17 protein-coding genes and 2 tRNA genes are annotated in these 15,221 nt (G+C 43.9%); 8 read left to right on the top strand and 11 right to left on the bottom strand.

Annotation, left to right across the window (positions count from 1 at the left end):
* Positions 1 to 308: 308 nt before the first annotated feature.
* Positions 309 to 752 carry an META domain-containing protein gene (locus tag VNE01S_RS10245; protein WP_053393950.1) on the bottom strand — a complete coding sequence of 148 codons (444 nt, stop codon included), beginning with the start codon at positions 750 to 752 and terminating at the stop codon, positions 309 to 311.
* A 194-nt stretch (positions 753 to 946) separates the two neighbouring features.
* Here VNE01S_RS10245 and VNE01S_RS10240 point away from each other — a divergent pair, with 194 nt between their 5' ends.
* Positions 947 to 1,195: a DUF1289 domain-containing protein gene (locus VNE01S_RS10240; protein ID WP_053393951.1), complete on the top strand. Its 249-nt coding sequence runs from the start codon at positions 947 to 949 to the stop codon at positions 1,193 to 1,195.
* A gap of 79 nt (positions 1,196 to 1,274) precedes the next feature.
* Here VNE01S_RS10240 and VNE01S_RS10235 read toward each other — a convergent pair whose 3' ends face one another.
* The 5 genes from VNE01S_RS10235 to VNE01S_RS10215 all read right to left on the bottom strand — a co-directional run bounded on the left by VNE01S_RS10235 (position 1,275) and on the right by VNE01S_RS10215 (position 3,631).
* Complete coding sequence (locus VNE01S_RS10235) at positions 1,275 to 1,496, bottom strand: hypothetical protein (protein ID WP_053393952.1); 222 nt, start codon at positions 1,494 to 1,496, stop codon at positions 1,275 to 1,277.
* Between the two features lie 297 nt (positions 1,497 to 1,793).
* The gene (locus VNE01S_RS10230) at positions 1,794 to 2,186 is read right to left on the bottom strand and encodes a GspS/AspS pilotin family protein (protein WP_053393953.1); all 393 of its coding nucleotides are present in this window, start codon (positions 2,184 to 2,186) and stop codon (positions 1,794 to 1,796) included.
* Between the two features lie 2 nt (positions 2,187 to 2,188).
* Positions 2,189 to 2,485, bottom strand: coding sequence for a YciI family protein (locus tag VNE01S_RS10225; RefSeq protein ID WP_053393954.1), 297 nt, complete (start codon positions 2,483 to 2,485; stop codon positions 2,189 to 2,191).
* 103 nt (positions 2,486 to 2,588) lie between these two features.
* Positions 2,589 to 2,987 carry an acyl-CoA thioester hydrolase YciA gene (gene yciA, locus VNE01S_RS10220; protein ID WP_053393955.1) on the bottom strand — a complete coding sequence of 133 codons (399 nt, stop codon included), beginning with the start codon at positions 2,985 to 2,987 and terminating at the stop codon, positions 2,589 to 2,591.
* Between the two features lie 92 nt (positions 2,988 to 3,079).
* Complete coding sequence (locus tag VNE01S_RS10215) at positions 3,080 to 3,631, bottom strand: septation protein A (RefSeq protein ID WP_053393956.1); 552 nt, start codon at positions 3,629 to 3,631, stop codon at positions 3,080 to 3,082.
* A 503-nt stretch (positions 3,632 to 4,134) separates the two neighbouring features.
* Here VNE01S_RS10215 and ihfA point away from each other — a divergent pair.
* On the top strand, positions 4,135 to 4,431 hold the full coding sequence (ihfA, locus tag VNE01S_RS10210; protein ID WP_053393957.1) for an integration host factor subunit alpha: 297 nt from the start codon (positions 4,135 to 4,137) through the stop codon (positions 4,429 to 4,431).
* A 112-nt stretch (positions 4,432 to 4,543) separates the two neighbouring features.
* On the opposite strand, the gene VNE01S_RS10205 is transcribed toward ihfA, so the two are convergent.
* Together VNE01S_RS10205 and yeiP are read right to left on the bottom strand one after the other, a co-directional pair.
* Entirely contained in the window at positions 4,544 to 4,864 is a 321-nt protein-coding gene (locus tag VNE01S_RS10205; protein ID WP_053393958.1) for an HI1450 family dsDNA-mimic protein, read from the bottom strand.
* A gap of 2 nt (positions 4,865 to 4,866) precedes the next feature.
* Positions 4,867 to 5,433 (bottom strand): elongation factor P-like protein YeiP, encoded by a 567-nt coding sequence (gene yeiP / locus VNE01S_RS10200; RefSeq protein ID WP_053393959.1) that lies wholly within the window; start codon positions 5,431 to 5,433, stop codon positions 4,867 to 4,869.
* Positions 5,434 to 5,565: 132 nt separating this feature from the next.
* On the opposite strand from yeiP, the gene VNE01S_RS10195 reads away from it, so the two are divergent.
* Positions 5,566 to 6,333, top strand: a complete 768-nt coding sequence (locus VNE01S_RS10195) for a nucleotidyltransferase domain-containing protein (RefSeq protein ID WP_053393960.1) — start codon at positions 5,566 to 5,568, stop codon at positions 6,331 to 6,333.
* Positions 6,334 to 6,368: 35 nt separating this feature from the next.
* On the opposite strand, the gene VNE01S_RS10190 is transcribed toward VNE01S_RS10195, so the two are convergent.
* The 3 genes from VNE01S_RS10190 to VNE01S_RS10180 form a co-directional block, all read right to left on the bottom strand.
* Complete coding sequence (locus tag VNE01S_RS10190; RefSeq protein ID WP_053394079.1) at positions 6,369 to 8,732, bottom strand: DNA polymerase II; 2,364 nt, start codon at positions 8,730 to 8,732, stop codon at positions 6,369 to 6,371.
* Positions 8,733 to 8,802: 70 nt separating this feature from the next.
* Entirely contained in the window at positions 8,803 to 10,656 is a 1,854-nt protein-coding gene (locus VNE01S_RS10185; protein ID WP_053393961.1) for an Lnb N-terminal periplasmic domain-containing protein, read from the bottom strand.
* A gap of 144 nt (positions 10,657 to 10,800) precedes the next feature.
* Positions 10,801 to 11,286, bottom strand: coding sequence for a DUF3015 domain-containing protein (locus VNE01S_RS10180; RefSeq protein ID WP_053393962.1), 486 nt, complete (start codon positions 11,284 to 11,286; stop codon positions 10,801 to 10,803).
* 359 nt (positions 11,287 to 11,645) lie between these two features.
* On the opposite strand from VNE01S_RS10180, the gene uvrY reads away from it, so the two are divergent.
* The 5 genes from uvrY (at position 11,646) to VNE01S_RS10155 (ending at position 15,145) form a co-directional block, all read left to right on the top strand.
* On the top strand, positions 11,646 to 12,290 hold the full coding sequence (gene uvrY / locus VNE01S_RS10175) for a UvrY/SirA/GacA family response regulator transcription factor (protein WP_061781643.1): 645 nt from the start codon (positions 11,646 to 11,648) through the stop codon (positions 12,288 to 12,290).
* Entirely contained in the window at positions 12,290 to 14,122 is a 1,833-nt protein-coding gene (uvrC, locus tag VNE01S_RS10170) for an excinuclease ABC subunit UvrC (RefSeq protein WP_061781639.1), read from the top strand. Before uvrY ends, uvrC begins: the two co-directional genes overlap by 1 nt.
* A 72-nt stretch (positions 14,123 to 14,194) precedes the next feature.
* Entirely contained in the window at positions 14,195 to 14,752 is a 558-nt protein-coding gene (gene pgsA / locus VNE01S_RS10165) for a CDP-diacylglycerol--glycerol-3-phosphate 3-phosphatidyltransferase (RefSeq protein WP_053393964.1), read from the top strand.
* A 240-nt stretch (positions 14,753 to 14,992) separates the two neighbouring features.
* Positions 14,993 to 15,066 (top strand) — tRNA-Cys (locus VNE01S_RS10160).
* A gap of 3 nt (positions 15,067 to 15,069) precedes the next feature.
* Positions 15,070 to 15,145: transfer RNA gene (locus tag VNE01S_RS10155), tRNA-Gly, on the top strand.
* The last annotated feature ends 76 nt before the right edge of the window (positions 15,146 to 15,221 follow it).

The raw sequence follows: 15,221 nt of genomic DNA, 5'->3' as shown, positions 1-15,221 counted from the left end.
TAGAGTCATTCCCTTACATTGGATAGTAATTCATCCTAACTTTTTATCAAATGTGCGTTTGTTATTGATTCAAAAGATTAAGTGCATGCAATCAAGGGGAATAGACATATCTGATTTGATCTGCGGCCGAACCTATCTCTCGGAATTAAGGATTTGTACTCTACGATATTAATGAGACCGAGCAAAAACACGATTCATTTCAGCAAACAGGAAAATTAGGATAGATATGGGGAGTAATGATGGTGTAGGTAAGTGGCTTCAACAAAAATAGCAGCGTTGTCGCTGCTATTTTTTGTAAGAGTCGGAGATTAGTTTTTCCAATCACTCAGTTTGAATGTCAGGGTATGAACATCACTTTTTAGAGTTAATGATTCATTTGTTAACGTCACATCACTCCAATCTGAAAGCGTTTGGGCAACAGCTTGTTCAACATCCATGATGTTTCCAATACACATTTTCATCGTCATGCCCATTTTATCAATGCGCAGTTGGTTGCCTTTTAGCTCAGCTTTACCAATGAAGTTATTACAACCAGCGTTACCGTTTGCGGTCATATTTTCAGCAATTTCAAGGCGAGGGGCTTTACTGCGACCTTCAAGCACGAGATCTTTACCGTCAAGGCTGGTTAGTTCCCAGTTGTGGTGCTGGAGATCAAGAGCCGTAATCTGTTTGACATCACCGTTGCTTGAACATGCCGTCATAAGAACAGGTAGAGTAATTGCAGCCAGTAATGTTTTTGGACTAAGCTTCATAATAGTCAACTCCAATATGTGAATTATTTGGTAAGCACTGATTTGCTTGGTGGCGACAGTATAGTTAATAAAACACTGTTTTTGTCAGGTTTTCGTTATAGTTCGCCTCATGTCACATAATAGAACTGATTGATAAACAAAGATATTTAAGTATTGTAAATTCATTTATTAGATGAATTTCTAATGAGGCAAAAGTGGAGCAGTTAGAGTTTTTCGAAGTACCAAGCCCATGCGTAGGAGTCTGTACAGTGGATGAAAAAGGCTACTGCAAAGGCTGTATGCGTAATCGAGACGAACGTTTTAATTGGCTCAAATTAACCACTGCGCAAAAACTCCACGTCATAAAGCTTTGTCGGCAAAGGTATCTTCGTAAGCGCCGCGCTGAAAAGCTCAATGGCGGGGTCAACGATCAAAGTGAAAACCCACAACAAGAACTTTTCTAGCGATTCAGAGAGTGAGTAGGCTGCTCTTAAGACGTACTCTCAGTGATTAGCTGCCTTTGATCGTTTACTTTAAGTCAGATTACTTCAATCCCCATCGGTCGCTCACCCAACCCCCTGCATGCTCATCATAATGGCTGCCTGAAAATCGATGGTTACGCTCCACATTCTGGTCACACTCTGGTTTTCCATCAATTAGCTGTTGAATATAGCTCGCCATTGGATCACCACTATTTAGCCGCTCGCGCCGAGTTGCTACTTCCTTGATAAGTTGAAGACGGTATGAGTTGCGAGCACGTTTCATGTGGTGATCCTCCTAGTTATGACACTAATATGAAAAGTTAGAAGCTCATACGGGGATCGTCAACGTGGATAAAATGAGTTTTTAGGGGATTTGTCTGAAAACAGTGGCAGTTTCCCTTAAAAATGTAAGATATTTGGCGTCTAAGTGTCTAAAATAACGTATATTTCACTGCATTTTTGATTTTGATGTGAAATAAAAAATTCATACTATTTATATTCGGATGTGCGGAAGGCTTATGTGTTTGGATGAAGGCCAATAAAAAGCCCCACAATGTGAGGCTTCGGAAGGGCATTAGCTTTATTCGCAGTTTTTTTGAGTGATTAACTCATCAACCAAAAGTTGACCGCGAGTATTACGCATTTTAATTCTGTAGCTAAGCCCTGCTTCTAGGTTGTTTTTCGTATCCTTTGAAGTGCAATAGCTTTGGACGCTACCTTTAAACACTTCAGCGATAGGTTTGGCACCTTTGGCATCTTGGTTATAGACCATCATCAGTTCGATGGTTGAACCTTTTGCCGTTGCTCTCATGATCGATAAGGGACCAGACTCTAATGGTAATTCACCAGAGAGCATACCCGCACGGCTATCAGCTAGTAAGGCGAGATGCTTTTCTTTTTCTGCGCTGGCTGAGCACCCGGCCAGAATCATACACGCGGTCAGAAAAACACTCGTTTTGATGTATTTTTTCATTATTAGAAGACTTTTTTGAATGGCTTAACGATAACATTCTCGTACACACCAGCTTCAACATAAGGATCAGCATCAGCCCAATCTTGAGCTTGAGCCAAAGAATCAAACTCTGCAATCACGGTTGAACCCGTGAATCCCGCTTCTCCGGGGTTGTCTGAATCGATGGCTGGCATTGGGCCAGCAGTCAACAGACGACCTTCATCTTGCAGTGCTTGGAGGCGCTCTAGGTGAGCAGGTCGTACACTCATGCGCTTTTCAAGCGAGTTTTCAACATCTTGAGAAAAGATAACGTACCACATGGCTAAATATCCTTATTTGGGCATTTCAAGAAAATAGACGTTCACTCTACCGCAACACCTTAATTTTAAAAGTCTAAACGCTGATAAAGTGTGAATCGAATCGTTAAACGGTACGAATTGGGCGTGGTTTTCCATCACTATCAATCGCAACGTAGTTGAAGGTTGCTTCACAGACCTGATAGCGATCCTGAATACCGTTCTCGGTGACAGGTTTCACCCAGACTTCTAGGTTAATCGACATTGAAGTACGCCCTATATTTGTGCATTCACCGTAGCAGCAAACGACGTCACCGACACGGACTGGTTTTTTAAAGGTAATGCTTGAGACAGACACAGTGACGATACGGCCTGAAGAAATCTCCTTTGCGAGAATGCCACCCGCAAGGTCAAGCTGGGACATAATCCAGCCACCAAAAATATCGCCATTCGCATTGGTATCTGCAGGCATGGCTAAGGTACGAAGTAGTAGTTGGCCTCTAGGGGCATTAAATTCCTGACTCATTTGACATCCACAACAAACAAAACAGCGACCTGTAGGGTCGCTGTAAATCTCTAGAAGAGGTAAAGAAGCCGGATTGTAGCAAACTAAAGGGGTTAGTCGCCAGACTCTGGTTTGCTTAGGCTTTTAGGCATGCTCTTGTAGACATAGATGCCTGTAAGAATCGTAAAGCCAAAGGTTGCCGCTAATAGGCCAAATACTTTGAAGTTAACCCATACGTCAAGTGGTAACTCGTAGGCAACATAAATGTTTAAGCCCGCACAGAATGAGAAAAACGCTACCCATGCCCAAGTGACTTTGGCCCAAACGGCATCTGGTAGTTCAATTTCTTTACCTAGCATTCCTTTGATTGCTGATTTTCCTATGGCGTGGCTTATCGCCAGGCCAACCGCAAATACGATGTACACAATGGTCACTTTCCATTTGATAAAGTTATCGTCGTGCAGGAATATGGTCATTCCGCCGAACACAGCTACCATCAAAAAAGTGATTACCTGCATTTTTTCTACTTTTTTATATACCAAGTAGGTCACAATAATTTGGATGGCGGTCGCGACGATAAGAGCACCCGTTGCAACATAGATATCTTGCATCTTGTACAGAGCAAAGAAAACGATAAGAGGGATAAAGTCGATCAGTTGTTTCATTAAAATAATCTTTAGGTATTCACATTTCCATCAGTCTAACTAAATCATAGTTGAAGACAAAGCGCTTCGTGACAATCTGAAACAACTCGAAAGAAAATACATGCCAGTTGATTGTTACAATCTGGTCTAATCACTCACTTGCTTTTAATACGTGTGTTGTTTCATTTTTCTCGTAACTTGCTGATTTCATACGATACTGTGTAATAAAAAATTACGCTGCCGATAAGTTTAGTATTTTATACTGATAATTTTGTCAACTCAGTTTAACTTTCTGATATTTAATGAACTTTTAGATAATTTTCGTTATGAAATGTTGTCGGATAAGGTGGCCCAATAGTCAGCTTCTTAAATCTAAGTGTGAACATTAGATAAAAAAGTTGGCGAAAATCATAAGCTTGGCATACACTTTCCAAGGTGAGGCTGATATGTCGTTGATTGGTCTAACTAAAATTAAGGTGTCGCCTAGCGGCGGCAATGTTTAACACAGCTTTGAGGAAAGTTTTATGGCGCTCACAAAGGCCGATTTGGCTGAGAACCTGTTTGAACAACATGGATTCAGTAAGCGGGATGCCAAGGAAACGGTTGAGGCGTTTTTCGAAGAAATTCGTAAAGCACTAGAAGGTGGCGAACAGGTAAAACTGTCTGGTTTTGGTAATTTTGACCTACGTGACAAAAATGAACGTCCTGGTCGGAACCCAAAAACGGGTGAAGACATTCCAATCAGTGCTCGCCGCGTAGTGACCTTCCGTCCTGGTCAAAAACTGAAAGCACGTGTAGAAAACATTCCAGTAAATGAGTAAGACTCGGTCTGCGACCCAGCAAGAATTTACTGTTTGTTAAGATTATTCAGTTTCAGACTGGCAGAAAACACCCAAGTTTACTTGGGTGTTTGTGTATCTAACATGGCCTAGTTTAGTCACGTTTCCATAGAATGTGACAAAACTTATGCTCAGGGTCTCGGCTGACAAGTAATCGAGCGAAGACATCATCTAAAACGTCGTCTTCTTCGTTTACAAGGCCGATACGTACTTCTGCATAGATTTCCTTATCTACTTCAAACCCTACGTGTCCCGTCCAGTCATTCGCGGTTTCTACTAGCTCAGCAGCGCCACGCTCTTCGAACTGTGCGGTAAAAATGATCACGTCTGCTGCTTCCAGGTTATCTGGAGCCATCTCTAAAAAGATGTCATAGGCATTGTCTATGGTGTCGTCGTAAGAAATCAATTCAGACATAGTTACGCGCGGCTCATGTATTTACGTTCGGTAGTGTTGATCACAATGCGATCACCTGTCGCGATGTACTCAGGAACTTGTACCGTTAGACCAGTCGCAAAGCGGGCTGGCTTGGTACGTGCAGACGCTGATGCCCCTTTGATTGATGGGTCAGTCTCTTCGATCACAAGCTCAACAGATGCCGGAAGTTCGATGCCTACCGCGTTACCGTTCACTAGGATGATATGCAGACCTTGAATATCTTCTGTAATGAACAGAAGTTCATCTTCGATCTCTTCTTTTTTAAACGTGTACTGCGTGTAATCTTCGTTGTCCATAAAGATGTACTCATCGCCATCTACGTAAGAAAATGCAGAAGCACGTTTGTACATGTCTACCGTGTCAACGACATCATCAGACTTGAAACGCTCGTCAACACGTGCGCCTGTACCCAGCTCAGTACAACGCAACTTGTAGATCTTTGCGCCACCGCGACCACCAGGCGTAGTCACTTCGATATCTTTGATTAATAGCGTTTTACCATTTGACTCAATAGCAAAACCTTTTTTCAGCTCACTCGCCTTAGGCATGAACGTTTTCCCTTTGTATGGTGTTGAATAGCCGCATTATATACCTAGCGTTTGGTAGAAAGGAATATCTTGATTCACAGCCTAGGCTGAGAGATCATGAGCGGATTCATGAATAGCTGTTTTCTTGGTTAAATGTCTCTTTCTACCATCGATCCTAAACAACCGTTTCAAGCGCAATATCAACCTGCCATTCACGACCTTGTTCGCTCACTGAAGGCTGGGGTGGGTGATAATCTACACAGTGTTTATTTATACGGGAGTGTTGCCCGAAAAACAGCAAAGCCAGGGCTATCAAACTTGGATGTGATTGTGGTAACACATCGACCATATGCAGATACCAAAACGGCGTTACTTAACTCAATTAAGTGGCGTTTTCAAAAAGCCTATCCCTTTATTAATGAGATTTCCTTTAAGTCAGCGTTGGTTGAAGAGGTCGCGAGCCTGGAAAGTATTTTTTCTTGGGGCTTTCAACTGCGTCATTGCTCTGTTTGTGTCTACGGTGAAGATTTAGCGCAATGCTTTGGTGACTATGAACCAAGTTGGGAAATTGCAAAACACTGGAATATGGATGTAGAAGACTGGGTAGCTGTGTATCGAAACCGCATTGCTAGAGCCGCTAAAGACGAAGAACAGATTAAAGCGCAAAAAATCATTGCGAAGAAGCTACTGAGGGCGAGTTACTCACTGGTTATGTACCGAGACAAAAACTGGTTTGATGATCCCATTGAGTGTGGGCAGCAGTTCCTGCGCTATTATCCTGATAAACAGGTCGAGATTGAACGCTTAGGTATTCTGCTTTCTGGGCGGTTAATCGCCAAACGTTCAGTCATCGGTATTTTAGATAGTTTTGGGGATTGGTTGGCTAAGCAATACAAGAAAACCGAATTCAGAATCGGTTAGTTGAAGCCGCTTGCAGTTGAATATGCAGCGGCTTGTTAGAACAACCCGAGCTGTGGTTCGCTCAAAGAAGAGAAGTCTAACCCAATAAAGGGCAAGATGGCTTCGGCGACGGGCTTAAGTTGCTTATCGATATAGTGCTGATAATCGATACTACTCTTTAGGTATTCTTTAGGCTCGGGTCCGGAAGTGGTAATCAAGTACTCGATGCGACCTTTGTTCTGGTATTGGAGGGGGCGACCTAACTGAGCGTTGATTTCATCTGCCATGCGTGCTGCACGCACTTGCGGCGGAATATTTTTTTGGTACTCGTGGAGTTTACGGCGTAGACGCTTTTGATAAACCAGCTCACTATCAAACTCTCCGGCTGAGGTGCGCTCTACAAAGTCACGCACGTAGTCACTTGGGTCTTCATCGTGAAAGACCATAGAGTAAAGCGTGGATTGAAAACGTTGAGCAAGAGGCGTCCAGTCCGTACGGGCACTTTCTAACCCCTTGAAGACAATTCTCTCTTTGTCACCTTCGCCAATCAGCCCGGCATAACGTTTCTTTGAACCCGTTTCCTGCCCACGTATAGTCGGCATCAAAAACTTGCGATAGTGCGTTTCGTATTCCAGCTCAAGAATGGATGTCAGGTTGTACTCATCTTTAAGGTGCTTCGTCCACCAATCATTGATGTAAGCGACCAGCTCATTACCGACTTTATCGGCTTCAGCTTGCGTGAATTGACCGTTGAGAGAGACGAAAGTGGAGTCGGTATCACCGTAAATAACCTGAAAACCTTGTGCTTCGATCAGCTTTTTGGTCTGTTTCATAATCTCATGGCCACGCATGGTAATACTCGATGCTAGCCGAGTATCAAAAAAGCGACAGCCAGACGATCCGAGCACACCATAAAACGAGTTCATGATGATCTTAATAGCCTGAGAAAAGGCTTTTTCGTTATTCTTCTTGGCGACATCTCGCGCAGCCCAAAGATCCTCGATCATTTTAGGTAAGAAGTGCCTTGTCCGGTGGAATTGTCCGCCGCGAAACCCCGGGACAGCTTGATTTCTATCTTTGCCAATTTCTTGCTTTAAGCCCTCGATCAGCCCCATAGGATCAATCAGGAAAGAGCGAATGATGGAAGGGTAAAGGCTCTTGAAGTCGAGAACCAGAACCGAATCATAGAGGTCCGGTATGGAGTCCATTACATACCCACCAGGACTGGCGATCCAGTTTTCAGAATGTAGATTCGGTGCCACATAACCCGCGCGGTGAATTTGCGGTAAGTAGAGGTTGGTAAACGCAGCAACTGAACCACCGACACGATCCAGCTCTACACCCGTTAGTCTTGAACGTTCAATAGCGAATTCCAGCAAATGTGTGTGCTCAAATATTTTATTGACCAAGACACAATCTTGAAGGTTGTAACGAGCAAGAGAGGGCTTGTCTTTTCTGAACATATGGTTGATTTCATCCATACGGTCATGAACGTTATGAATCTCTTTACCTTCTCCTAATAATTCTTGAGAAACAGATTCGAGAGACCAACTTCTAAAGTGATAGGTTGCGGTTTTAAGCGTATCAATACCATCCATCACCACTCGTCCAGGAATGGAAATAAATGCCTGTTGGGTGGTGTTTGATGTGCGGAAAAAACTAGCTTGATTGGCTCGTCCTATGTAGAGCCTGAGCTTGTTCCACTCGGCGCGCTTGTGCAAAAGTCGGAAATCGAAGTCAATAACATTCCAGCCTACAATGACATCTGGATCGAACTGTTTAAACCAATTCACCATCGCAAGTAAAAGCTCGCGTTCGTCTTTCACCCATTCAATCGGCGTGTCAGCAGGTTGCTCTTCTCCAATCATGATCACGCGGCTATCCATTGGGCTATCGAGGCCAATAGAGTAAAGAATGCCTTTTTCGGAGCATTCAATATCGAGGGAAACCACTTTTAGACTCGGAGTATAGCTGCCCTGACGACACTTCACGTCTGTTGTCCGGATGTGGCTAGTGCGTTGCTGTATTTGGCCTGTAAATTCCACACTACCTTTGATGAAGCGCTCCATTAAGTACCGATCAGCAAGGCGAATATCGTCTTCCAGAACCAAAACTTCCTCATCTTTGAGCTTCTGGCTCAATGCTTGTGAGGTTTTAATCGTGGAGCAATAGCAGGCAGTAAGGGGCGTTGAGTCAAAACTTTGAAGTGGCAGTGCTTTAAAGCTTGCAGAAATACCGTGTGTACGCGCTAGTTGTTCCGCTAGTGGTGTGTCAGATTGGGGAATAAAGAAAACGGGTTTCTCCCCCTCGATGATCAGCTGCGCTGGCCCATGCTCCGTGGAGAGCCATAAATCGATTTGCGTAGCACCAGAAACATCTCGCGCCTGTCGTGTAAGGAGGAAGCCTTGATTCATTGTCATTTTGTTACTGCTAAATAAAAAGCGAAACACCAACTTGATGTTTCGCTCCAGCAGCTTAGCACAGATGTGACTAGTAGTAGAGATACCCAGTGATTTTGCCGCTGACATCCTCGTTGTGCCAATGCTGGTATGAGACTTGGCTACGAATTGCAAAGTTCCTATCAAGTGACCATTGCCAACTGGCTGTTGTACTCGCATTCTGGTCTGCTTCAGAATTAAACAAAGTCAGGTATTGCCCTTGTAGGCCAAAGCGATGGCTGCTGCCCAATTGGTACAGTAAGCCAGCTTCAACCCCAGCGCCCGTTACGGCATCATAATTTGTTAGCTCACCACCGCTTAGATCTCCTGATATAAGAGCATAAAGGTGAAGGCCATCCGAGTCTCCCCAGGCTTTACCAAATCCACCTTGGGCGAAAGTGCGTCCGGCAAGCTTATGTTCGTCTGGCTTGCGGTCAAAGCCAATGCGAGCATTCCAAGCCCAACTATCAAACACTTGGTTTGAAGGCGCTAATGCCATTGAGTCCATAAAGTAGAAGCGGTCAAGTCGACTGGTGCCATTTTCATCAATACTAAACTGAGTATCAAAAAAGCTGATTTTGGCGCCTGGAATAAACCCTGCCTGTGAGTCCAGTAGATCGTGGTATGCCGCTCGCCATTCGAATGTTGCTTTATTGGTAAAGCTGTCGCTGTATTGGTAACTCATTCCTAGTCGTGCAGACGCGTGGCCTTTTTCAGGTGAAACGTCCGGTTTTGGCACAGCAGAAAATGGAGAGTCTACTTTGATTCTACTGCGTTGATACAGTAGCGATGTGAGACGTTTGGCCGTCGGGTCTCGCTCCAAACCTAAGTCATACAACTCAAAATTGAGCCATTCGTAGGCAAATTCCAGAATGGCGGCACGCTCAGCGTCAGTGTAGTCAGTTTCTGAAGGAAATTGACCCTGTTTTGCTTGTTTCGCAGCTTCGAATAATCGTGGGTCGATTTCTTCACTTTGATGAAGTAGGCGAGTACCAAATGCTTCACGATACTTTGGCTCTTCAAGTAAGCCATTCTTAGCCAATGTTTCCACCGTATCGGATGGAATCGCTTGAAGAGGAAAATCTGCAATTAAAGACAAATCGTCTCTCGCTAACTCTAATAGAGCCAGCAATTGATATGAACAGTTCTCATCTAGGAAGTAGTAGTCAAACTCTGCACGTTGCATCTCCCAAAGGTGGAGTAAAACTCGGTTCACTTCTTCTTCGCTCAGCTTGAGTTTGTATTCCCAAATGTCGCGAGATTCAATGTCGTTGTACTCACGGACTTTGCGGTAGTAGGGCATTACCGTAAATCGTCCAGGGTAACTCCCCACAAGGCCTTTGAACGCATAAAGTGCCGCATTATCTTGCGTTTCAGGTTCGGCAGCAAAGTTAATAGCAAACGCGACCAGTTCTTTGTGTCGAGTCTGATCTTTGGCATCGACACGTAGAAGTGTATGACCAAACATGGATGAAGGATTATTCATAAAGGCGGTAGGGAAAACCAGCGTCATACCCTCAGGGTCGATCACATCACGCCAAGTTTCTAGCTCTTCACAATTCAATTTTGCTGCATTGCCAAGCTTAGATTCGAGCCACGTATAACGGGCTGGATATTGACAACGGGCTTCGTTTGCTGCGGTCTGATCGTCGCTATAGAGCGCATTGATAGTGGCTACCAACTCTGCTTCTGGTGATGATTTACCCTGTGGTGAAAAGAAAAAATCACCCTTATCCACGCTACTTTCAAAGCCAGAGAAGGTGTTGGGAATGTAATGGCCTAATTTTAACCAGTAAGGGTCCCTGGCTAGCTGTTCTGTGTCGAAGTTTTGCTGTGAAAATGCGGATGTACTTGCAAGTGCACCAAGACCAATAAGAAGAGATTTACAAAGGGAAGTTAGCTTCATGTGATACTGCTGTTCAATCCGTGAGATTAGCTAAGTACTCTATAACTCAAACAAGAGCATTAGAATACTCAGCTAATATTTCACGGTATGGAGACATGAAAAAGGTGCTCAAATGAGCACCTTTGAAATACTAAGTGAGTCGACTTAGATTGCGTAAGCTGCTAGTGCGTTGTCGCTAGCAACTAGAGTATTTAGGTTAGCAAATACTTCTTGAGAAGTTACGTTTTCAGATTTGAAAACTTCTGCGAAGTTTTGTTGAGCTAGCTCGTTGAAAGCAGTTTTGTCTGCTGCGCTGATGCCCCAAACTTCAGAAAGAGTTGCTAGAGTTTCGCCTTCGCCTTTAGCGATATCACGAGCTAGGTTATCCATGTTGCCATCGATAAATAGAGCTAGTTTTTGAGCTGATGTGATTGTTCCGTTACCGTCACATCCAAGAGTACCAAAAGTGATACCGAAAGTTTGGTTACCAGAAGTACCGTTAGTAGTAGCACCAAGAACTTTAAATACTTTGCCTGACTTGCCGTCAAATACCATAGTACCTAGACCACAACCAATATCTGAGTCAGCCATTGCAACGTTTGATAGAGGTAGAGTTGAAGCCAGAGCTGCCACTGCTAGTAGCTTTTTCATAACAATTCCTTATTAAATTATATATTTGCTAACAATGAGTTAGCCTTACAGTGGAATCAATATATTCACACCTTTTTACAAATAGATGAATTCCATCCGAATTTCAAATTATGCCTGATGTTTCACGTTTTGCTATTTCAATAGTGAGACATATAAAGCATTTTAACTGCAACTGTAGTGATATTTATGTCACTAAGGCTATCACCGACAGTTCTAAAAATAAGTACTTGCCAAAGTTTGCGTTTGGGCACATATTCAGAGTAAGCAATTTTCGAAATTTGCGTTAAACTATGCAACCATCCTGTTGTCCACGATAAAGTGTGGCGACAAAGCTGAATATGAAGTGTGGAGATACAAGTTTGATAAGTGTTTTCCTTGTAGATGATCACGAGCTGGTTCGCACAGGGATACGACGTATTATTGAAGACGTCCGTGGAATGAACGTAGCAGGGGAAGCTGAAAGCGGTGAAGATGCAGTGAAATGGTGTCGTAGCAATCATGCCGACGTCATTTTGATGGATATGAATATGCCTGGTATTGGTGGGTTAGAAGCTACCAAGAAAATATTGCGATTCAATCCTGATGTGAAAATCATCGTTTTAACTGTTCATACGGAAAATCCGTTTTCAACTAAAGTGATGCAGGCCGGCGCTGCCGGGTACCTGACAAAAGGCGCAGGGCCAGATGAAATGGTCAATGCAATTCGTGTGGTGAATAGTGGCCAGCGCTACATCTCGCCAGAAATCGCTCAACAGATGGCACTAAGCCAATTCTCTCCAGCGTCGGAAAATCCTTTTGCCGATCTCTCAGAGCGTGAATTGCAGATCATGATGATGATTACGAAGGGGCAAAAAGTCACAGATATTTCTGAACAACTGAACTTGAGTCCTAAAACGGTTAACAGCTACCGCTATCGTTTGTTTAATAAGCTAGACATCAGTGGTGATGTCGAACTTACCCATCTTGCCATCCGTCATGGAATGTTAGACACCGAGACCTTGTAGTGACATCCTCGTTTGACTCGGTTTCCTTCCTAAAAACTGTAACTAACCAGCCTGGTGTTTATCGAATGTATAACACCGAGGCTGTCGTTATTTACGTCGGTAAAGCCAAAGATCTTAAAAAACGCCTTTCTAGCTACTTCCGCAAAAACGTTGATAGCGAAAAAACGCGCGCGCTCGTTAGTAATATTGCCAAAATAGATGTAACGGTTACTCATACAGAGACCGAAGCACTGATCCTTGAGCACAATTACATCAAGCAATATCTACCCAAATACAATGTGTTGCTGCGTGACGATAAATCTTACCCATATATTTTTATCAGTGGTCATCGGCACCCTAGATTATCGATGCACCGCGGCGCCAAAAAGAGAAAAGGGGAGTACTTTGGGCCGTACCCTGACTCCGGTGCAGTAAGAGAAACGCTTCATCTTATCCAGAAAATCTTTCCGGTACGTCAGTGTGAAGATACGGTTTACAGTAATCGGACTCGACCGTGTCTGATGTACCAAATTGGGCGCTGTGCGGCCCCGTGTGTTAGCAGTATCATCTCAGATAAAGAGTACGCTGAGTTAGTCGATCTTGTTCGCTTATTCTTACAGGGGAAGGATCAACAAGTACTGAACACGTTGGTAGAAAAAATGGAGCAGGCAAGTAAAACCCTAAAGTTTGAAGATGCCGCTAAGTTTCGCGATCAGATACAGGCCATAAGGCGTGTTCAAGAGCAGCAATTTGTTTCTGAAGATTCGATGGACGATATGGATGTGCTGGGCTTTGCTCAGGAAAATGGAATCGCTTGCATCCATATTCTGATGATTCGTCAAGGCAAAGTGCTGGGCAGCCGCAGCCATTTCCCTAAAATTCCGAATAACACGACACAGCAAGAGGTGTTTTACAGCTTCTTGAGTCAATATTATTTGAGTCACAACGAAGCACGTACTATTCCGACTCGGATCATTCTCAATGCTGGTTTGATCGACGAAACGCAACCTCTATCGCAAGCACTTTCGGCTATCGCAGGGCGTAAAGTGCATTTTCACGTTAACCCTACGGGGACACGTGGTCGTTATTTGAAGCTTTCCAATACCAATGCGTTGACGGCAATTACAACCAAGATCAACCATAAGATGACGATTTCTCAACGCTTTAAGGAGCTGCGAGAAGTGTTGGGGATGGACAATATTGCGCGAATGGAATGTTTTGATATCTCGCACACGATGGGAGAAAGTACCATTGCCTCTTGCGTCGTATTCAACCACGAAGGACCACTGAAACAAGAATATCGGCGTTATAATATCAGCGGTATTACCGGCGGAGATGATTATGCAGCAATGGGACAAGCATTGGAACGTCGCTACTCTAAGCAATTAGACATCGATAAAATCCCAGATATTGTGTTTATCGATGGTGGTAAAGGGCAACTTAACCGAGCACATGAGATCATCTCTCAGTACTGGGGGGATTGGCCGAAAAAACCTCGCTTGATAGGTATTGCGAAGGGAGTAACACGCAAGCCGGGCTTGGAAACGTTAATCACCACTGAAGGCGATGAGTTTAATTTGCCAAGTGATGCGCCTGCCTTACACCTAATGCAGCATATACGAGATGAGAGCCACAACCACGCGATTGCAGGACACAGAGCTAAACGTGGTAAAACACGTAGAACCAGCGCACTGGAAGGGATTGAAGGGGTAGGCCCCAAACGTCGCCAAGCGCTTTTGAAATATATGGGTGGTTTGCAAGAACTTAAGCGTGCAAGCGTTGAAGAAATCGCCAAAGTGCCGGGCATCAGTCATTCTTTAGCAGAAAACATTTATCAAGCATTGAAACAATAGGAAAAATCCCGCACCATAAGGGCCTGTTTTCAAGCAGTAAACAGCGCAACACGATAAGAGCCACTAATAAATATGCGTTTAAACATCCCTAACATTTTATCTTTAATGCGACTTTTCCTTATTCCAGTATTTGTCGTTGTCTTCTATCTCCCATATGAGTGGGCGCCTTTTGCTGCGGCAATGGTTTTCTGGGTCGCAGGCTTTACGGATTGGTTAGACGGTATGCTAGCGCGTAAGTTGGGCCAAACTTCCCGTTTCGGGGCATTTATCGACCCAGTTGCCGATAAAGTGTTAGTGGCAACGGCGTTGATTCTGATTACTGAACATTTTCATACCATCTGGATTACTATACCTGCCGTGACGATGATTGCTCGTGAAATTATTATTTCAGCGTTGCGAGAATGGATGGCTGAAATAGGCAAACGCGCAAGTGTCGCTGTCTCGTGGGTTGGGAAAGTGAAAACGCTAACGCAAATGTTCGCCTTATGGGTATTGATTTGGCGCTATGATGACTGGATGGTCTGGCTTGGTTACGCAGCACTTTATGTGGCAACAATCCTCACATATTGGTCGATGGCACAGTATCTGATGGCTGCTAAAGATGATTTGCTAGATGAAAAGCATCATTAACGAATTAATTAAACGGGCAGTCGCCCGTTTTTTTGTATCTACTACTTTGGTTACGACCAAGAAAGTTATCCATATTTGAGCAAATAGCGATACTAAATTGACCAATATAGAGCTCTCTGGGTGTTATTTAGACAAACGATTCAAAAAATTAAAAATAGTGTTGACTCAAAGAGATGAATCCGTAAAATGCATCCCGTACCCAAGAGGAAGGCGAAACAATTCTTCTGATTGAGTATCGAAGGCGCGTTGGCAGAGTGGCTATGCAGCGGATTGCAAATCCGTGGACCTCGGTTCGACTCCGGGACGCGCCTCCATTTGCGACACTAGCTCAGTTGGTAGAGCGCAACCTTGCCAAGGTTGAGGTCACGAGTTCGAACCTCGTGTGTCGCTCCAAATTTTTGGATAGCGATTTTATTCGATATCTTAGATGGTGTTTTACTTACTTCAGTAAAGGCCTCACAAATTTAGA

Origin of the sequence: Vibrio nereis NBRC 15637, from assembly GCF_001591105.1 — a bacterium.
Taxonomy (GTDB): domain Bacteria; phylum Pseudomonadota; class Gammaproteobacteria; order Enterobacterales; family Vibrionaceae; genus Vibrio; species Vibrio nereis.
Note: the sequence above shows the minus strand (reverse complement) of the source record. Positions and strands in the feature narration are given on the sequence as shown.